Here is a 17,230-nt window from a genome sequence, read left to right on the forward strand (position 1 = left end):
CATGGGGACGACGGGACGATGGGGAGGAACGATCCGGTCGCCGCCTCCTAGAGTGGGGTGATGCCCCCACGTGCCCGACGCCGCTCCGGCGCCTCCTCCGCCGGCTCGAGTCCCTTCCCCCATCTCGGCCCCCTCGGCGAGGTCGTCCCCGTCTCCACCGGCGTCGTGCGGCTCGAGCAGGAGAGCGACGGCTCCGTGCTCCTCGAGGTCAACGGGGTGCCCTCCTCGCATCTGCATCCCGACCCCCGACACCTCGTCTTCGAGTACATGCGGTGGATGCTCCTCGCGATCGACCTCCACCTCGACACCTCGGGCGACGACGCCCCGCAGCTCGCGCACCTCGGGGGCGGGGGCTGCTCCCTTCCCCGGGCGATCGCGGCCCTGCGCCCACGGTCCCGCCAGATCGTCGTGGAGCTCGACGCACTGCTCGCCGAGCACGTGCGCACCTGGTTCGACCTCCCCCGCTCCCCGCAGCTGCGCATCCGGGTCGATGACGCGGCCGTCGCGCTCGCGGACTGGCGCGAGGACCGCTTCGACGTGCTCGTGCGCGACGTCTTCGCCGGCGACCGCACCCCGGACTCCCTCGTCTCCCGCGGGGCGGCCGAGCACGCCGACCGCGTGCTCCGCGAGGGCGGGCTCTATCTCGCGAACTGCGCGGCCGCCCCCGGGACCGGGCTCCTGGCGGACGAGGTCGCGACGCTCTCCACCGTGTTCGAGCACGTGGGCGTCATCGCCGAGCCCGCCCACCTCAGCGGGAAGCGCCGGGGGAACGCGGTGCTCCTCGCGAGCGCGCACCCGCTCCCCGACGGCCTGGACCGCGCGCTCCGCTCCGATGCCGTCTCGGTGCGCCTCGCGCGACCCGAGCAGGTCACCGCCCTGCGCCGCTCCGGCCGCGTCCTCGAGCAATGATCTCCGAGCGCAGCGCCCCGAGCACCGGCCTCGGCGGGGGCCGGTCCGGGACATGACGAGGGCCGGCCCGGAGCGATGCTCCGTGCCGGCCCTCGCGGGCGTCCGGGGACACGCGGGATCAGAGAGGACGGACCTGCTCGGCCTGCGGGCCCTTGTCGCCCTGGGCGACCTCGAACTCGACACGCTGCCCCTCGTCCAGCGAGCGGTAGCCGTCCATGTCGATCTGGCTGTGATGCACGAAGACGTCGGCGCCGCCGCCGTCGATCTCGATGAACCCGTAGCCCTTCTCGGCGTTGAACCACTTGACCGAGCCCTGTGCCATACCTGTCCGTCTCCTCGTGTGCGTCCTGCGGCGGTCGCCCGTGCGACGCCGTTGCTGCGGAGCGACCATTCTGGCACGGAGGTGGCGCCGTTCACATGCGGTCCCGAGCTCGAGGGGCCGGGGCGATCACAGCGACGGCGGGGTGTCCCGTCCGTCGCCGTCACGATCCGCGAGGAAGCGCTCGAAGTGGTCGCCGATCTCGTCCGCGGTCGGCATGTCGACCGTCGTCGCGAGCGGCGACCCCTCCTCGTCACGGTCCGCGTCGTACTGCTCCTCCAGGGCGCTGACGACCTGCCCCACCTCGGCGTTGCGCTCCAGGGTGCTCTCGAGCGCCGCGCCGGCGGCGTCCGTGAGATCCCCCAGCGCCACGAGCGGCAGGTCCAGCCCGGCTCCTCCGGAGACCCGGCGCAGCAGCGCGAGCGCCCCCGCGGGGAAGTCCGTGCGGGCCAGGTAGTGCGGCACCTGGGCCGCGTAGCCCATCGCCGGATGACCCGCGCGGCCCAGCTCGACCTCGAGGAGCGCACCGAAGCCGGCCGGAATCACGATCTCCGTGCCCTCCTCGGGCCGCAGGGACCCCTCGGGCGGGCGACGCTCCTGCCCGCCGAGCAGCTCGGGATCGTTCGCATGGGCGAACAGCCCGATCGGGCGGGTGTGCGGAACGGCCATGGGGACGGCCTGCATCCCCACCACCCGGCGCACGCCGAAGAACTCCACGAGGTCCACGATCGCCTGGGCGAGCCGCTTCCACTGGAGATCGGGCTCCGGACCGTCCAGGAGCAGGAACGGCTGGTCCGAATCGTCGTACATGAGCGAGAGCGTGAGCTCGGGGATCTCGACCCGCTGGAAGGAGACCCCGTCGAAGACCGCCTGCGGTCGGGAGCCGCGATAGTCCAGCAGCTCGTCGACGTCGAAGCTCACGAGCCGGACGTGGCGCAGCTCGTCGCGGAGATAGGTCGCCGCGATGCGGCAGGCGTTCCCGGCGTCGACCATGCCCGGCAGCGCATGGACGAGCGTGAGGCCCTCACGGGGCACCGCCTCGAGCAGCTCCGAGGCCTCGAACGAATACAGATCCCGAGGATCACGCATCTGTCCCCTCCTCCCGGGCCGACGGGTGGCGCGCGCACCCAGGCGCGTCCACCATAATGGACCACCGCGCTTCGCCGGCCCGATGTCCTCGGTCGGCGGCCGGCAGGAGTGGAAACGTCAGGGGGAGCAGGTCCGTGGACGACGCCGAGGAGCAGATCCGTCGCGAGATCGCGCGTGAGCAGACGCACGCCGATCGACTCTACGCACGGCTCGACGAGCTCATCATCCAGGTCGAGGGCAACCTCGAGAGCATCCAGGCGTCCCAGCACGCCTCCACCCATCAGAACCGCTCCGAGCGGGACTCCTTCATGGCGCTGTACGAGGACCGTCTCGCACTGCTGCGCTCGGTGTCCCACGGCGTGGTCTTCGGGCGGCTCGACACCGAGGAGGACGCCCGGCGGTACATCGGCCGCATCGGCCTGTTCACCGCGGAGCGCGAGCAGATGCTCGTGGACTGGCGCGCCCCCGCCGCGGCCCCCTTCTACCAGGCCACCAGCGCCGACCGGCAGGGGGTGCGCCTGCGGCGCCACCTCATCAGCCGCGGCCGCACGATCACCGGCCTGGAGGACGACGTCCTGGACCCGACGGTGCTCGCCGAGGGGGACGACGTGGTGCTGCAGGGCGAGGGCGCCCTGCTCGCCGCGGTCTCCGAGCGCCGCACCGGCCGCATGGGCGACATCGTCGCGACCATCCAGGCCGAGCAGGACCGCATCATCCGCTCCGAGAACCGCGGCGTGCTCGTGGTCCAGGGCGGGCCGGGCACCGGCAAGACCGCCGTGGCGCTCCACCGCGCCGCCTACCTGCTCTACACCCACCGACGCCGCCTCGAGCACACGGGCGTGCTGATCATGGCCCCCACCCAGGGGTTCCTGCGCTACATCGAGCGCGTGCTGCCGAGCCTCGGCGAGTCCGGCGTCGTGATGACCACGCCCGGGACCCTGTACCCGGGCGTCGAGACGACGCTGCACGATCCGGACCCCGTGGCGCGGGTCAAGGGGCACGCCGACATGGCCGAGCTGCTCTCCCGTGCGGTCAAGCAGCGCCAGCGCATCCCCGCGGAGGACGTGCACCTTCGCATCGACGGGACCGAGCTCGTGCTCAGCCGGGACGACGTGCGCGGCGCCCGGCGCGAGGCACGCTCGGGCCACAAGCCCCACAACGCCGCGCGCGCGGTCTTCGTGCGCGCCGCGCTGAACCGGCTCGTCACCCGCTACGAGAAGGCGCTCGCCGCCGAGGGCCGCACCGTCGTCCCCGAGGACCGCGGCGACCTCCTCGCCGATCTGCGGAGCGATCCCGACGTGCGCCGGGCGCTGAACCTCGCCTGGCTCCCCTACTCGCCGCAGGGCTTCCTGCGGATCCTGCTCTCGCGGCCCGATCGCCTCCGGGAGGCCGCCCCGCGCTCCCTTGCCGATCACGTGCATCTGCTCGTGCGCGGCAAGGACGAGCCCTGGACGGTCGAGGACGTGCCGCTGCTCGACGAGGTCGCCGAGCTCCTCGGGGAGGACTCCGCGCCCGACGAGGCCCGTGCCCAGGAGGCCGCCTCCCGGCGTGCGGCGGACGTCGAATACGCCCGGCGCGTGCTCGAGAACGTGGACAGCTCGGGGATCGTCCGCGCCGAGGACCTCGCCGACCAGGTCACGCGGGTCCGCGACGGGCGCTCCCTCGCCGAGCGCGCCTCCTCCGAGCGCTCGTGGACCTACGGCCACGTCGTGGTCGACGAGGCGCAGGAGCACTCCCCCATGAGCTGGCGCGCCCTCATGCGCCGCTGCCCGACGAAGTCGTTCACCGTCGTGGGCGACGTCGCGCAGACCTCCTCCGCGGGCGGGGCCTCCTCCTGGTCCGCCGCGCTCTCCCCGTATGTCCAGGACCGCCTCCAGGTCGAGAGCCTCACGGTCAACTACCGCACGCCGGCCCGGATCATGGAGCGGGCCCTCGCCATGGCGGCCGCCCACGACCTGCCGGTCACGACGGTGAGCTCGGTGCGCGAGGGCGAGAGCGACCCCGAGATCCTCAGGGTGGGACCGGACGAGCTCGCCGCGGGCGCCGCCCGCGCGGTCCTGTCCTGGCGCGACGGCCGGACCGGCCGGACCGCGGTGATCACAACTCCGGAGCGGATCGGCGAGGTGGCCCGCGCGCTCCAGGAGCAGGGCGCGGTGTCCGGACAGGGACGGATCGGACTCGGCTCCTCCGGTGTCGACGACGAGATCGCGGTGATGAGCGCGCAGGACGCGAAGGGCCTCGAGTTCGATGCGGTGGTCGTCGTGGAGCCGGCGGAGCTCGTGGAGCAGCACGGCGCCGGGGACCTCTATGTCGCGATGACCCGGCCCACGACCCATCTGGGCGTGGTGCACGCCCGGGACCTGCCGGAGGGCGTCGGCGCCTGAGCCCCCCCCCCCCGGTGGGCCCTCGGCGCCCGGCGTCCCGGCGCCTCGAGGGCCGTCGACGAGCGCCGCTCGGGGCAGGCCCGCGGACAGAGATCGGCGGCCGTGGCTTCCCCTCCACGACCGCCGATCAGATGTGCGCCGCGCGAGCGCACGGGGGCTATCTTACGCACACCCTGGGAGTCTCCTGACCACAATCCACCACATGGTGGACGAGTCTCAGGACGAGGCCGGACCTTCGTCGCGAAGCCGACGGATCGCCGCCTCGAAGTCGTCGAGGGACTCGAACCCCTGGTACACGCTCGCGAAGCGGAGGTAGGCCACGAGGTCCAGCTCCTGGAGCGGCTGCAGGATTGCGAGCCCGACGCCGTGGGCGTCGATCTCCGCCTGGCCCGATCCACGGATGTCCTCCTCGACGCGCTGCGCGAGGACGGCGAGCTGATCGTCGGAGACGGGACGACCCTGGCAGGCCTTGCGCACGCCGGAGATGACCTTCGCCCGGCTGAAGGGCTCGCTCACCCCGGATCGCTTGAGCACGGAGAGCGAGGCCGTCTCCGTGGTGGAGAAGCGGCGGGAGCACTGGGGGCACTGGCGCCGGCGCCGGATCGTGCCGCCGTCGTCGGACGTGCGCGAGTCGACGACCCTCGAATCGGGATGACGGCAGTACGGGCAGTGCATCGGGCCAGGGTACCTGGCCCGGGGGATCAGCGCCCGGCGGGATCCGCGGCGGGCAGCACGATCTCCTGGCCCTGCGTGAGGCGCGGGGTGGGGAGCTCGTTGAGCGCGCGGACCTCGGTGACGAAGTCGGCGTCGCTCATGCCCTCGGGGGCGTAGAGATCGGCGTAGGACCAGAGGTCGTCGCCGGCGGCCACGGTGACCGTCCGCTCGCCGTCGGCCCCGTCACCCGCGAGGGCGGAGGGGACGTCGAGGACGAGCAGGGCGAGGGCGGCGACGGCCAGCCCGAGGAGGAAGGCGATCGCGGTGACGAGCATGCGGCCCCGACGGGTGACCTCCAGTCGAACACCTGCACGAGCGGGACGGGCGACAGAAGAGGTGCCACGCAGGGGAAGAGCGGTGACGGTGGCCTGACGAGTATGCATCTTACGAACTCCTGTTCGATCGAATCTGTGTGCGACTCTAGGGCAGACCGTCACGACACGCAAGAGAAAACTCGAACACATGTTTGGAGTTCGCTCCCGGCCGACCTACCCTGGGTGACACGACCACCGAACCGCGAGGGTCAGACAGACGAAGCCAGGAGGACCGCCCGATGTCGCCGAGCATCCCGTCCCGACCCGAGCCGCTCCGCCGCCTGCGCGAGGAGTCGCCGTCCGAGGCCACGGCCGCGCTCTCCCGTCGCCAGCGGCTCGTGCTGGAGACCATCACCGCGTCGCTGCGCTCGCGCGGCTACCCGCCCACCATCCGGGAGATCGGCGACGCCGTGGGACTCACCTCGTCCTCCTCGGTCTCCCACCAGCTCCAGGTGCTCGAGCGCAAGGGATTCCTGCGTCGCGACCCCCGCAGCCCCCGCGCGATGGAGGTCGTCATGCCCGGGGAGGACGGCGCCCCCGAGCAGGAGGCCGATCCCGCCGAGGTCATGGCCGGCCCCTCCGTGCCCGTGCCGCTCGTGGGACGGATCGCCGCAGGCGTCCCCATCACCGCGCATGAGCAGGTCGAGGACGTCTTCACGCTGCCCGAGCGGCTCGTCGGCGACGGCGACCTCTTCCTGCTGCAGGTGGTCGGCGAGTCGATGATCGACGCGGCGATCTGCGACGGCGACTGGGTCGTGGTCCGCTCGCAGCCCACGGCGGAGAAAGGCGAGATCGTCGCCGCGATGATCGACGGCGAGGCGACCGTCAAGACGTTCGCCCAGCGGGACGGCCACATCTGGCTCATGCCGCACAACCCGGCATTCACGCCGATCCTCGGCGACGCCGCCGAGATCCTCGGCAAGGTCGTCGCCGTCCTCCGTGCGGTCTGAGGTCGCGCTGGGCCCAGACCCCACCGGCTCGGGTACCGTCGGCCCAGACCCCACCGCACGGGCTTCCGCCGGCCGAGTCCCAGCCAGCTCAGGCCCCTCCGGTTCAGTACCCGCTGGGCTCAGCGTCCGTCACGCCACGGGGCCGTCGTACCGCGAGGCTCAGGACGCGCTGAGCCGCCTCAGCGCGTCGACTGCGACGCGCGGGTCCTGGGTGGGCCACAGCGGAGGCATCGCCGCCCTCAGCACCTGCCCGTAGCGGGCCGTCGCCAGCCGCGGGTCGAGCACGGCGACCATGCCGCGGTCCTCCTGCGTGCGGATCAGCCGGCCGGCGCCCTGCGCCATGAGCAGCGCCGCATGCTGCACGGAGACCGCCATGAAGCCGCTGCTCCCCCGCTGGTCCACGCGCTCCTGGCGCGCAGCCGTCAGCGGATCGTCCGGGCGCGGGAACGGGATGCGGTCGATCGTCACCAGGCGGCAGGCCTGACCGGCGACGTCCACGCCCTGCCACAGGGTGAGGGTGCCGAAGAGGCTCGTGTCCGGGTCCTCCCGGAAGTCCCGCACGAGGTTCCCCATCGAGTCCTCCCCCTGCACGCCGATGGGGAGGTCGAGCCGGGCGCGCACGTGCTCCGCGGCGAGCTCCGCGCCCCGGCGGGAGGAGAACAGGCACAGCGCACCGCCGTGGGAGGCCTCCACGAGCTCGGTCAGATGGTCGAGCATCTCGATGCTCGGCCCCTCGCGGCCCGGCCGCGGCAGATGCGCGGCCGTGTAGAGGATGCCCTGGCGGCGGTAGGCGAACGGGCTTCCCACGTCGAGGCCCGCCCAGGCGCCGTGGTCCTCCCGGGAGGGGACCTCGTCCACCCCGGTGCGTGCCGCGCGCGCGAGCCCCACCTCCCCTGCGGGCGGCTCGAAGCGGCCGCCCAGGGCGAGGGTCGCGGAGGCGAGCACGGCCGTGCGGTGCTCGAGGATCGCCCCGCGCATCGCGAGCGCGACGCTCAGCGGCGCGACCTGCACGCTCGAGCGCCCGGTGACGGGCGAGTGGGAGACGGAGACGACGTCGTCCTCCGCCGGGTCCAGGAGACGCTCGCAGACGTCGATGATCTCCTGCAGGCTCGAGCGCACCGCCTTGCGCGCGCCGGCCGTGCCGACCACGCCCTCGTCCCCCGCGTCCTTGGCGTCGGTGTGGGCGGTGCGGGCCTGGACGCGAAGCTGCTCGATCGCATCGGCGAGGCGCTCCGGGAGGTCCCCGATCACCCGCCCGTCGGGGACGAGCGCGAGGGCCTCGCGCAGCTCGTCGCCGGCGTCGTCGAGCGCGGTCGCGGCCATGCCCAGACCCCGGAGGTCGCGCACGGTCCCCCGCACCATGCCGGGGACGAGCACCTCGGTGACGGCGCCGGTGACGCGGGAGGTGAGGTCGTGGGCCTCGTCGAAGACGACCACGTCGTGCTCGGGGATGATCCCGTGGCCGTCGAAGGCGTCGATCGCGAGCAGCGCATGGTTCGTGACGATGACGTCGACCTCCTTCGCGATCTCGCGGCTGCGCTCGGCGAAGCAGGACCCGACCATCGGGCAGGTCTGGCCGAGGCACTGGTTGCCGAGCACGGAGACCTGACGCCAGGCGCGGTCGGAGACCGGGTCCTCGAGGCTGTCGCGGTCACCCGTCTCCGTCTCCTCCGCCCAGGCGCGCAGTCGCCGCACCTGGTCCCCGAGCCGTTCGCTCGCGCCGGAAGCGGGATCCACCGCGGCCTCGGAGAAGAGGGAGCCGGGATCCTCGACGGGGTAGCCGCCGTCCATCTTGTGCCGGCACAGGTAGTTCCCGCGCCCCTTGAGCAGGGCGAAGGTGGGCGTGCGCGGGAGGTGCGGGGCGAGCGCGTCGACGATCCGCGGGAGGTCCTTGCGGATGAGCTGGGTCTGCAGAGCGATCGTCGCCGTGGAGACGACGACCGGGCGCCCCGAGGTCACGGCGTGCCGCAGGGCGGGGACCAGATAGGCGAGGGACTTGCCGGTGCCGGTGCCCGCCTGGACGAGCAGATGGCGCTGTCCCCGCATGGCCGTGTCGACGGCCTCCGCCATCGCGGACTGCCCCTCGCGGGGACTGCCGCCGATGGCCCCGACGGCCGCCTCCATCAGGGTGGACAGGGAGGCGACGGAGGCCTCGGAGGCGGGGGCTGCGGTCATCGGATCAGGGTATCCGCGCGCCCCCGCGCTCCGGCTCAGGCCGCGCCGCGCAGCTCCGCGGCGAGCGCCTCGTCGACACGGGCGTGCAGGTGGGTGCCCTCGGCGAGATGCTCCTCACCCAGCACCTCCCCCGTGTCGTGCGCCCGCGAGATCAGGTCGCCCCGCGAGTAGGGCACCACGAGGTCCACCTCGACGGCGGGACGGGGCAGGTGCTCCGCGATGAGATCGCGCAGCTTCTCGATGCCGGCGCCCGTGCGGGCGGAGACCACCGCGGAGAGCCCCACCTGGGAGCGGATCCGAGCGAGGGTCTCCGGGGCGGCGATGTCGGCCTTGTTCAGCACGACGATCTCGGGCACGTCGAAGCCCTCGATCTCGCCGAGCACGGTGCGCACGGCGCGGATCTGGCCCTCCGGGTCCGGGTGGGACGCGTCGACGACGTGGAGCAGGAGGTCCGCATCGCCGACCTCCTCGAGCGTCGAGCGGAAGGCCTCGATGAGCTGCGTGGGCAGGTGCCGCACGAAGCCCACCGTGTCCGCATAGGTGTACTCGCGGCCGTCCGGGGTCCGGGTGCGCCGGACCGTCGGGTCCAGCGTCGCGAACAGCGCGTTCTCGACGAGCACGCCCGCCCCGGTGAGCCGGTTGAGCAGGGAGGACTTCCCGGCGTTGGTGTAGCCGGCGATCGCGACCGAGGGGACGAGGTTGCGGTGGCGGTCCGCGCGCTGCGCCTCGCGCCCCGGGGCCATGGCCTTGATCTCGCGGCGCAGCTTGGACATGCGGTCGCGGATGCGACGGCGATCCAGCTCGATCTTCGTCTCGCCGGGGCCGCGGGACCCCATGCCCGCGCCGCCCGCGGCGACGCGCCCTCCGGCCTGACGCGACATGGAGTCGCCCCAGCCGCGCAGCCGCGGCAGCAGGTACTCGAGCTGCGCGAGCTCCACCTGCGCCTTGCCCTCGCGGGACTTGGCGTGCTGGGCGAAGATGTCGAGGATGAGCGCGGTGCGGTCCACGACCTTCACCTTGACGATGTCCTCGAGGGCGCGGCGCTGGCTGGGGGCCAGCTCGCCGTCGGCGATGACCGTGTCCGCGCCGACCTCGGTGACGACCTCGGCGAGCTCGGCGGCCTTGCCGCGGCCCAGGAAGGTCGCGGGATCGGGATGGGCACGGCGCTGCATGACGCCCTCGAGCACCTCGGAGCCCGCCGTCTCGGCGAGCGCGGCGAGCTCGCGCAGGCTGTTCTCCGCCTCCGCCACGTCGCCGGAGGTGTAGAGGCCCGCGAGGACCACGCGCTCGAGGCGCAGCTGGCGGTACTCGACCTCGGTGACGTCCTCGATGTCCGTGCGCAGCCCGGCGACGCGGCGCAGGGCATGGCGGTCCGCGAGGTCGAGCTGGTCCCCGTCGGTCGAGGAGTCGTAGGTGACCGACGAGACGGAGGCGTCGCCGCGGGCGAGGATGCGCTCGGTCAGCGGGTCACGGGTGCGGGAGCCCGGGATCGTGCTCTCGGCGGCTTCTGCTCCCGGGGCGCTGCTCGGCACGACGTCGGTGTCGGGCTCGGAATCGGGATGGAAGGCGATGGGCACGTTCAGGGATCTCCTCATGGGGGACGACAGGGGCCCGGCGGCACCGGGTCGTCCCAGAATCCCACGCCCCCGCGCCGGGGTCGAGGGATTTTGCCCACGGCGCACCCGCCCCGGCGCCGAGCTCGCCGCACGCCGGCGCGGGCCTCCGTATCCTGCCGGGGTGGACGAGCACTACTTCTCCCCCTCCCCCTCGACCGAGGACACCCGCTTCCCGCTGCGGGTGAGCCTCGCCGGCGAGGAGCGGCACCTGGTCTCGAGCTCCTCCGTGTTCAGCGGGCACGGCCTGGACAAGGCCACGGCGGTGATGCTCGCGCGGCTCGACGAGATCACCCCCGTGCCGCCCGGCGCCCGGCTGCTGGACCTCGGCTGCGGCTGGGGCCCGATCACGCTCACGGCGGCGCTGCTGCACCCGGACGCCGAGGTGTGGGCGGTCGACGTCTCGAAGCGCGCCCGCGACCTCACGGCGGAGAACGCGGCGAGCCTCGGGCTGGGGAACGTGCGCGTCATCGCGCCCGAGGAGGTCCCTGACGGCCTCACCCTCGACGCGATCTGGTCGAACCCGCCGATCCGGATCGGCAAGGAGGCCCTCCACGCGCTGCTGCTGACGTGGATCGGCCGCCTCACCCCCGAGGGCACCGCGGCGATGGTGGTGGGGAAAAAACTCGGTGCGGACCCGCTGGCCCGGTGGCTCGGCGAGCAGCTGCCGGGCCGCGAGGTCGCCAAGGTCGCGAGCGCCAAGGGCTTCCGGGTCCTCGAGGTGGGGCCCGCCCGCTGAGACGGCCCGAGGGAACCGGTCGCCCCGGACCCGCGCGGCTCAGAGGAGCAGGGTGCCGTCGGCGACGATCTCGGCGGCGCCGGCGAGCGTGACCTCGCCCTGATCGGTCCAGCCCACCTCGAGGGAGCCGCCGGGCACGTCGACCCGCCACGGCAGGCGGGAGTCGTCCCCCGCGCGCAGGGCGGCCGCGACCGCCGTGGCGGCGACGCCCGTCCCGCAGGACTCGGTCTCCCCCACCCCGCGCTCGTGGACGCGCATCGCCACGTGCCGCTCACCGCGCGTGACCACGAGCTCGATGTTCGCGCCGTGCTCCGGCTCCGGGGAGAGCCCCGGCCGGTGTGTGAGGTCGAGGTCCTCGAGGGCGACGCCCTCGGGGAGGAACGCGACGGCATGCGGATTGCCCATGTCGACGTCGGTGACCTCGAGGTCGTGGCCCGCGACGTGGACAGTGCGGCCCGTCCGGGAGATCCCCGCCTCGCCCATGCCGACGCGCACGCGCCAGGCGGGCTCCTCCGGCGTCGGGTCGGCGAGCACCTCGACGGTGCGCACGCCCGCGCGGGTCCAGAGCGGGAAGCGGTCCTCGCGCACGTGCCCCTCGCGGCGCAGGAAGGCAGCGACCACGCGCACCCCGTTGCCGCACATCTCGGCGATCGAGCCGTCGGCGTTGCGGTAGTCCATGAACCACTCGGGGGCGTCCGCGGGGGCGTCGACCCCGGCCGCGCGCGTGCGCACCGCGCGGATCACGCCGTCGCCGCCCACCCCGGAGCGCCGGTCCGCGAGGGCCGCGACCGCGGCCGAGTCCAGGTCGATCGCGCCGTCGGGGTCGTCCAGCAGCACGAAGTCGTTGCGGGTGCCGTGGCCCTTGGAGAAGCGGAGCCCCTCGGGGAGGCGCGGACCCGCGGGGGTGGACCGTCCGTGCGGCGCAGGAGTGCTCATGGTCCGAGCCTAGGCCAGCGCGGCGAGGGCGTCCTCGAGCACGTGATCCAGCGCTCGCCCCGCCGCCGGATCGGCACCGTCGATCCAGCGCACCCGTACGTCGCGGTGGAACCAGGTGTCCTGCTTGCGCACGAGCCGCCGCGTGCCGACCACCGTGGACTCCCGCGCCTGCTCGATGGTCATCGTCCCGTCGAGCACGGCGAGCCCCTGCTCGTAGCCGATCGCGCGCCGCGCCGTGACCCCGCGGTCCAGGCCGAGCTCGCGCAGCGCGGCGACCTCCTCGAGCAGCCCCGCCGCGAGCATGCCGTCCACCCTCCGCGCGATCCGCCCGTGCAGCGCGGCGCGGTCCTGCCGCAGCCCGATCTGCACCGTCGAGGGGTCCCGGTGCAGGGGCCGTGGGAGGAAGGCGGCGAAGGGACGTCCGGTGAGCTCGCCCACCTCGAGGGCCCGCACGATCCTCCGCACGTCCCCGGGACCGATGCTGCTCGCCGCCCCGGGGTCCCGTCGGGCGAGCTCCTCGTGGAGGGCCGGGGCGCCGATCTCCTCCGCGCGGCGCTCCCAGCGGGCGCGGACCTCCGGATCGGTGGGCGGGAACTCGAGGTCGTCGAGGACGGCGCGCACGTAGAGACCGGAGCCGCCCACGAGGATCGGCACCCGCCCCCGGTCACGGATCGCCGCGAGGTCCGCCCGGGCGGCGGCCTGGTACGCGGAGACGCTCGCCTCCTCCGTCACGTCGAGCACGTTGAACTGGTGATGGGGCACACCGAGCCGCTCCGCCGGGGGGACCTTCGCGGTGCCGATGTCCATGCCGCGGTACAGCTGCAGGGCGTCCGCGTTGACGACCTCGGCGTCCAGATGCCGGGCGAGCGCGATCGCGAGGTCGGACTTGCCCGTCGCGGTCGCGCCGACGATCGCGATCAGCGGGGCGTTCTCCATGGCGAGCACCCTATCCGCCGGGTCCGAGGGCGAGCTCGTCGAGGGGTCAGCGGGATCACGTCGGGCGGTCGGGCCTTCTTGCAGGGGACGGGGTAGGGTGAGGCCCGCCCCGGCACCGGGGCTCCACCGTTCCCGAGCGAGACCACCGAGGTGCACGTGACTACCGCGAACGAGGACCGCCTGCTGGCGGACTCGGCCGAGGGCCTGACGCCGATGTCCCTGCAGCGGGTGCAGCAGGCGCTGACCCGCCACGGCTACGCCTATGTGGAGGACGAGGCGCATCCCGAGATCCTCCGGGCGCGCTTCGACGACTACCGCTTCCAGTTCATGCTCAGCGGCGAGGACCACGGCGTCCTGCAGACCCGCGGGCGCTGGAACCACAGCGTGGACATGTCCCGCAAGGTGCAGATGATCAAGCTCTGCAACGAGTGGAACATGAACCGCGTGTGGCCCAAGGTCTACGTGCGGCGTGAGTCCGAGGGCCTGCTCGGCGTCTACGGCGAGCTCGCCGCGGACTTCCGCGCGGGCGCCCTCGACGCCCAGGTCGACAGCGCGCTCACCTGCGGGCTGAGCACCGTCATCGCCTTCTTCCACAGCCTCGAGGACCGCCTCGGCGCCGAGCTCGACGACCTCGACGGCTGATCCCTCACCACGCATGACGACGGCCGGCACCCCGCGGGGTGCCGGCCGTCCTCACGTCCGGGGTGGCGTCAGCCGCGGCGCAGGGAGGGCATGCCCAGGGTGACCGGCCCGCCCGCTCCCCCGCCGCCGTGGCCCGTGCCGCAGGTCGCGTCGAGCCCCAGGGCGCCCTGCTCCCAGAGGTCCCCCGAGCGGGTGCGGCGCACCGAGAACTGCTCCGGGGTCAGCTGCGCGAGCGGGGCCTCGAGGGCGGAGTCCGCGAGCAGGTAGAAGGGCGCCGCACGGGTGATCGTCGTCGTGACCATGTCCCCGGGGCGCGGGCGCTGCGCCTCGGGGAGGTCCGACGGCAGCGCGAGGTGCACGAGCCGATGGTCGCGGGAGCGGCCGGAGAGGCGATGGGTCTCCGCGTCGCGGTCCCCCTCGCCCTCGGCGACGAGCACCTCGACGACCTTGCCCTCGCGGGTGCGGTTCTCCTCGAAGGTGATGCGGTCCTGGAGGGCGACGAGACGCTCGTAGCGCTCCTGGACGACCTCCTTGGGGACCTGGTCCTCCATGGTCGCGGCGGGCGTCCCGGGGCGGATCGAGTATTGGAAGGTGAAGGCGCTCGCGAAGCGGCTCTCCTCGACGACCTCGAGGGTGCGCGCGAAGTCCTCCTCCGTCTCCCCGGGGAAGCCGACGATGATGTCCGTCGTGATGGCGGCCTCCGGGATGCGGTGCCGGACCCGCTCGAGGATCCCGAGGAATCTCCGGCTCCGGTAGGAGCGGCGCATGCGGCGCAGGACGTCGTCGGAGCCGGACTGCAGCGGCATGTGCAGCTGCGGCATGACGTTGGGGGTCTCCGCCATCGCGTCGATGACGTCGTCGGTGAACATCGCGGGATGGGGCGAGGTGAAGCGGACCCGCTCGAGGCCCTCGACGTCCCCGCACGCGCGCAGGAGCTTCGCGAAGGCGCCCCGGTCCCCGAACTCGACGCCGTAGGAGTTCACGTTCTGCCCCAGGAGGGTCACCTCGACGGCACCCGCCTCGACGACGTCGCGCACCTCGGCGAGCACGTCCCCGGGCCGGCGGTCCTTCTCGGTGCCGCGCAGCGAGGGGACGATGCAGAAGGTGCAGGTGTTGTTGCAGCCCACGGAGATCGAGACCCAGGCGGCGTAGGAGGACTCGCGGCGCGTGGGCAGGGTCGAGGGGAAGACGTCGAGGGACTCGAGGATCTCCACCTGCGCCTCGCGGCGGTGCGCGGCCCGGTCCAGGAGCGTGGGCAGGGAGCCGATGTTGTGGGTGCCGAAGACGACGTCCACCCAGGGGGCGCGGTCCACGATGCTCGAGCGGTCCTTCTGGGCGAGGCAGCCGCCCACGGCGATCCGCATGCGGGGGTTGGCGCGCTTCGCGGGGCGCAGCGCGCCGAGGTTGCCGTAGAGCTTGTTGTCCGCGTTCTCGCGCACCGCGCAGGTGTTGAAGACGACGACGTCGACCTCCCCGCGCTTGGCGTCGGCATCGGCGGGCGCGGCCGCGTAGCCGGCCTCCTCGAGGAGGCCGGTCAGGCGCTCGGAGTCGTGGACGTTCATCTGGCAGCCGAAGGTGCGCACCTGATAGGTGCCGCGCGGCGCCGGGTCGATCTGCTGCGTGCTCATGGTGGTCCCAGGGTACGGCGGGCGGGGCGCCCGGCGCGGGTCGACGGCGCCCCGACGGGCGGGTTCGGAGGGAGATCACGCCCGCGCAGCCGGCCGGCGCAGGTCACGATGGGGTGACAGTCCCCGGTCCGCCCGGCGGCCCACCGCGGAGCGGTCTACGGTGCAGCACATGACCCAGACCACATCCGCGCTCCCGCCTGCCGGGAGCCCGGGCGCACGCCCCCTCGTCGCGGTGGAGGGCGTCCAGAAGCACTTCGGCGACCTCCACGTGCTGAAGGACGTCGACCTGAGCGTCGCCGCCGGCGAGGTGGTCGTGGTGCTCGGCCCCTCCGGCTCGGGCAAGTCGACGCTGTGCCGCACCATCAACCGGCTCGAGACGATCGACGAGGGCGAGATCCGCATCGACGGCGAGCCGCTGCCCACCTCCGGCCCCGGACTCGCGCGCCTGCGCTCCGAGGTCGGCATGGTGTTCCAGTCCTTCAACCTCTTCGCCCACAAGACGGTGCTCGAGAACGTCACCGTCGCCCCGATCAAGGTGAAGAAGGTGCCGCGCAAGGAGGCGGAGGCCCGCGCCATGGAGCTGCTCGAGCGGGTCGGCGTCGCCGACCAGGCCCGGAAGCTCCCCGCCCAGCTCTCCGGCGGCCAGCAGCAGCGCGTCGCGATCGCCCGATCCCTCGCCATGGCTCCCAAGGTCATGCTCTTCGACGAGCCCACCTCCGCCCTGGACCCCGAGATGATCAACGAGGTCATCGAGGTCATGACGGGGCTCGCGAAGGACGGCATGACCATGATCGTCGTGACCCACGAGATGGGCTTCGCCCGCCGCACCGCAGATCGCGTCGTCTTCATGGACGCCGGGCGGATCCTCGAGGTCGCCCCGCCGGAGGACTTCTTCGCCCACCCCCGCACCGAGCGCGCCCAGGACTTCCTCGCGAAGATCCTGCAGCACTGATGACCCCCCTCCCGACCGCCAAGGAGCATGCCATGACCACCAGCCGACGACTCCTCCTCACCGGCGGCGCCGGACTCGCCGCCGCGATCGCCCTCGCCGCCTGCGGCGGATCCTCCTCCGACGAGCCCGCGGTCGCCGAGGACGCCACCTTCGCCGACGGCTCGACCATGAAGAAGCTCGCCGACGCCGGCAAGATCACCATCGGCACCAAGTTCGACCAGCCGCTGTTCGGGCAGGCCGGGCCGGACGGCACCCCCGCCGGCTTCGACGTCGAGATCGGCACGCTGATCGCCGCCGCCCTCGGCATCGAGAAGAAGTCCATCGAATGGGTCGAGACGGTCTCCGCGAACCGCGAGCCCTTCATCGAGAACGGCAAGGTCGACCTCGTCGTCGCGACCTACACGATCAACGACACCCGCAAGGAGGTCGTGGACTTCGCGGGCCCCTACTACGTGGCCGGCCAGGCGCTCATGGTCACGAAGGACAACGAGGACATCACCGGCGAGGACACCCTCGAGGGCAAGAAGGTCGCCTCCGTGGAGGGCTCCACCCCCGCGCAGTACATGACCGACAACCACCCCGAGGCGGAGCTCTCGACCTTCGACACCTACTCCAACTGCGTCACGGCGCTCACCAACGGCCAGGTCGACGCCGTCACCACGGACAACGTGATCCTCGCGGGCTTCGTCGCCGCGAACAAGGAGGAGCTCAAGCTCGTGGGTGACGGCGCCACCTTCACCGAGGAGCCCTACGGCATCGGCCTGAAGAAGGGCGACGACGACTTCCGCACCTTCGTCAACGACACCCTCCAGGCCGCCTACGACGACGGCAGCTGGGCCAAGGCCTGGGAGGAGACCGCCGGCGCGGTGCTGCCCACCCCGGACCCGCCGGAGATCGACCGCTACTGAAGCCGCCCGGGCGGCCCCGCGC

At 73.1% G+C, this 17,230-nt stretch carries 16 protein-coding genes; 7 read left to right on the forward strand and 9 right to left on the reverse strand.

Translation table 11 applies throughout. The annotated features are described in order from the left end of the window. The first annotated feature begins 60 nt into the window (after nucleotides 1–60). Nucleotides 61–909 (forward strand): spermidine synthase, encoded by an 849-nt coding sequence (locus ABD080_RS01390; RefSeq protein ID WP_137771231.1) that lies wholly within the window; start codon nucleotides 61–63, stop codon nucleotides 907–909. 118 nt (nucleotides 910–1,027) lie between these two features. On the opposite strand, the gene ABD080_RS01395 is transcribed toward ABD080_RS01390, so the two are convergent. Both ABD080_RS01395 and ABD080_RS01400 read right to left on the reverse strand, forming a co-directional pair. Next, nucleotides 1,028–1,231 (reverse strand): cold-shock protein, encoded by a 204-nt coding sequence (locus tag ABD080_RS01395; protein ID WP_137771232.1) that lies wholly within the window; start codon nucleotides 1,229–1,231, stop codon nucleotides 1,028–1,030. 126 nt (nucleotides 1,232–1,357) lie between these two features. After that, the gene (locus tag ABD080_RS01400; RefSeq protein ID WP_137771233.1) at nucleotides 1,358–2,317 is read right to left on the reverse strand and encodes a proteasome assembly chaperone family protein; all 960 of its coding nucleotides are present in this window, start codon (nucleotides 2,315–2,317) and stop codon (nucleotides 1,358–1,360) included. A 134-nt stretch (nucleotides 2,318–2,451) separates the two neighbouring features. Here ABD080_RS01400 and ABD080_RS01405 point away from each other — a divergent pair, with 134 nt between their 5' ends. After that, nucleotides 2,452–4,701, forward strand: coding sequence for a HelD family protein (locus ABD080_RS01405; protein WP_343903383.1), 2,250 nt, complete (start codon nucleotides 2,452–2,454; stop codon nucleotides 4,699–4,701). 216 nt (nucleotides 4,702–4,917) lie between these two features. On the opposite strand, the gene nrdR is transcribed toward ABD080_RS01405, so the two are convergent. Both nrdR and ABD080_RS01415 read right to left on the reverse strand, forming a co-directional pair. After that, nucleotides 4,918–5,376 carry a transcriptional regulator NrdR gene (nrdR, locus tag ABD080_RS01410; RefSeq protein ID WP_137771235.1) on the reverse strand — a complete coding sequence of 153 codons (459 nt, stop codon included), beginning with the start codon at nucleotides 5,374–5,376 and terminating at the stop codon, nucleotides 4,918–4,920. Nucleotides 5,377–5,402: 26 nt separating this feature from the next. After that, complete coding sequence (locus tag ABD080_RS01415) at nucleotides 5,403–5,690, reverse strand: peptidoglycan-binding protein LysM (RefSeq protein ID WP_259360380.1); 288 nt, start codon at nucleotides 5,688–5,690, stop codon at nucleotides 5,403–5,405. A gap of 278 nt (nucleotides 5,691–5,968) precedes the next feature. On the opposite strand from ABD080_RS01415, the gene lexA reads away from it, so the two are divergent. Further along, the gene (lexA, locus tag ABD080_RS01420) at nucleotides 5,969–6,679 is read left to right on the forward strand and encodes a transcriptional repressor LexA (protein WP_137771237.1); all 711 of its coding nucleotides are present in this window, start codon (nucleotides 5,969–5,971) and stop codon (nucleotides 6,677–6,679) included. A 159-nt stretch (nucleotides 6,680–6,838) separates the two neighbouring features. Here the strand turns inward: lexA and ABD080_RS01425 are convergent, their stop codons facing one another. After that, the gene (locus ABD080_RS01425) at nucleotides 6,839–8,854 is read right to left on the reverse strand and encodes an ATP-dependent DNA helicase (RefSeq protein ID WP_343903384.1); all 2,016 of its coding nucleotides are present in this window, start codon (nucleotides 8,852–8,854) and stop codon (nucleotides 6,839–6,841) included. 35 nt (nucleotides 8,855–8,889) lie between these two features. Beyond that, entirely contained in the window at nucleotides 8,890–10,431 is a 1,542-nt protein-coding gene (gene hflX / locus ABD080_RS01430; RefSeq protein WP_343903385.1) for a GTPase HflX, read from the reverse strand. Nucleotides 10,432–10,591: 160 nt separating this feature from the next. Between hflX and ABD080_RS01435 the strand changes: the two genes are divergently transcribed. Further along, nucleotides 10,592–11,206, forward strand: coding sequence for a class I SAM-dependent methyltransferase (locus ABD080_RS01435; protein WP_343903386.1), 615 nt, complete (start codon nucleotides 10,592–10,594; stop codon nucleotides 11,204–11,206). A gap of 39 nt (nucleotides 11,207–11,245) precedes the next feature. Here the strand turns inward: ABD080_RS01435 and dapF are convergent, their stop codons facing one another. Next, complete coding sequence (dapF, locus tag ABD080_RS01440) at nucleotides 11,246–12,142, reverse strand: diaminopimelate epimerase (protein ID WP_343903387.1); 897 nt, start codon at nucleotides 12,140–12,142, stop codon at nucleotides 11,246–11,248. A gap of 9 nt (nucleotides 12,143–12,151) precedes the next feature. Then, nucleotides 12,152–13,078, reverse strand: a complete 927-nt coding sequence (gene miaA, locus ABD080_RS01445; RefSeq protein ID WP_343903388.1) for a tRNA (adenosine(37)-N6)-dimethylallyltransferase MiaA — start codon at nucleotides 13,076–13,078, stop codon at nucleotides 12,152–12,154. A gap of 156 nt (nucleotides 13,079–13,234) precedes the next feature. On the opposite strand from miaA, the gene ABD080_RS01450 reads away from it, so the two are divergent. Next, nucleotides 13,235–13,720, forward strand: a complete 486-nt coding sequence (locus ABD080_RS01450; RefSeq protein WP_240811143.1) for a YbjN domain-containing protein — start codon at nucleotides 13,235–13,237, stop codon at nucleotides 13,718–13,720. Between the two features lie 68 nt (nucleotides 13,721–13,788). On the opposite strand, the gene miaB is transcribed toward ABD080_RS01450, so the two are convergent. Beyond that, entirely contained in the window at nucleotides 13,789–15,348 is a 1,560-nt protein-coding gene (gene miaB / locus ABD080_RS01455; protein WP_137771243.1) for a tRNA (N6-isopentenyl adenosine(37)-C2)-methylthiotransferase MiaB, read from the reverse strand. Nucleotides 15,349–15,517: 169 nt separating this feature from the next. Between miaB and ABD080_RS01460 the strand changes: the two genes are divergently transcribed. Both ABD080_RS01460 and ABD080_RS01465 read left to right on the forward strand, forming a co-directional pair. Then, nucleotides 15,518–16,300 (forward strand): amino acid ABC transporter ATP-binding protein, encoded by a 783-nt coding sequence (locus ABD080_RS01460; protein ID WP_137771244.1) that lies wholly within the window; start codon nucleotides 15,518–15,520, stop codon nucleotides 16,298–16,300. 32 nt (nucleotides 16,301–16,332) lie between these two features. Next, nucleotides 16,333–17,208, forward strand: coding sequence for a glutamate ABC transporter substrate-binding protein (locus ABD080_RS01465; RefSeq protein ID WP_137771245.1), 876 nt, complete (start codon nucleotides 16,333–16,335; stop codon nucleotides 17,206–17,208). Nucleotides 17,209–17,230: the final 22 nt, after the last annotated feature.

This window comes from Brachybacterium rhamnosum, from assembly GCF_039526185.1.
Classification (GTDB): Bacteria; Actinomycetota; Actinomycetes; order Actinomycetales; family Dermabacteraceae; genus Brachybacterium; species Brachybacterium rhamnosum.

What these genes read in the sequence shown, in the direction of transcription:
- ABD080_RS01390 (WP_137771231.1), top strand. Translation starts at nt 61, where the DNA reads ATGCCCCCACGTGCCCGACGCCGCTCCGGCGCCTCCTCCGCCGGCTCG.
- ABD080_RS01395 (WP_137771232.1), bottom strand. Translation starts at nt 1,231, where the DNA reads ATGGCACAGGGCTCGGTCAAGTGGTTCAACGCCGAGAAGGGCTACGGG.
- ABD080_RS01400 (WP_137771233.1), bottom strand. Translation starts at nt 2,317, where the DNA reads ATGCGTGATCCTCGGGATCTGTATTCGTTCGAGGCCTCGGAGCTGCTC.
- nrdR (WP_137771235.1), bottom strand. Translation starts at nt 5,376, where the DNA reads ATGCACTGCCCGTACTGCCGTCATCCCGATTCGAGGGTCGTCGACTCG.
- ABD080_RS01415 (WP_259360380.1), bottom strand. Translation starts at nt 5,690, where the DNA reads ATGCTCGTCACCGCGATCGCCTTCCTCCTCGGGCTGGCCGTCGCCGCC.
- lexA (WP_137771237.1), top strand. Translation starts at nt 5,969, where the DNA reads ATGTCGCCGAGCATCCCGTCCCGACCCGAGCCGCTCCGCCGCCTGCGC.
- ABD080_RS01425 (WP_343903384.1), bottom strand. Translation starts at nt 8,854, where the DNA reads ATGACCGCAGCCCCCGCCTCCGAGGCCTCCGTCGCCTCCCTGTCCACC.
- dapF (WP_343903387.1), bottom strand. Translation starts at nt 12,142, where the DNA reads ATGAGCACTCCTGCGCCGCACGGACGGTCCACCCCCGCGGGTCCGCGC.
- miaA (WP_343903388.1), bottom strand. Translation starts at nt 13,078, where the DNA reads ATGGAGAACGCCCCGCTGATCGCGATCGTCGGCGCGACCGCGACGGGC.
- miaB (WP_137771243.1), bottom strand. Translation starts at nt 15,348, where the DNA reads ATGAGCACGCAGCAGATCGACCCGGCGCCGCGCGGCACCTATCAGGTG.
- ABD080_RS01460 (WP_137771244.1), top strand. Translation starts at nt 15,518, where the DNA reads ATGACCCAGACCACATCCGCGCTCCCGCCTGCCGGGAGCCCGGGCGCA.
- ABD080_RS01465 (WP_137771245.1), top strand. Translation starts at nt 16,333, where the DNA reads ATGACCACCAGCCGACGACTCCTCCTCACCGGCGGCGCCGGACTCGCC.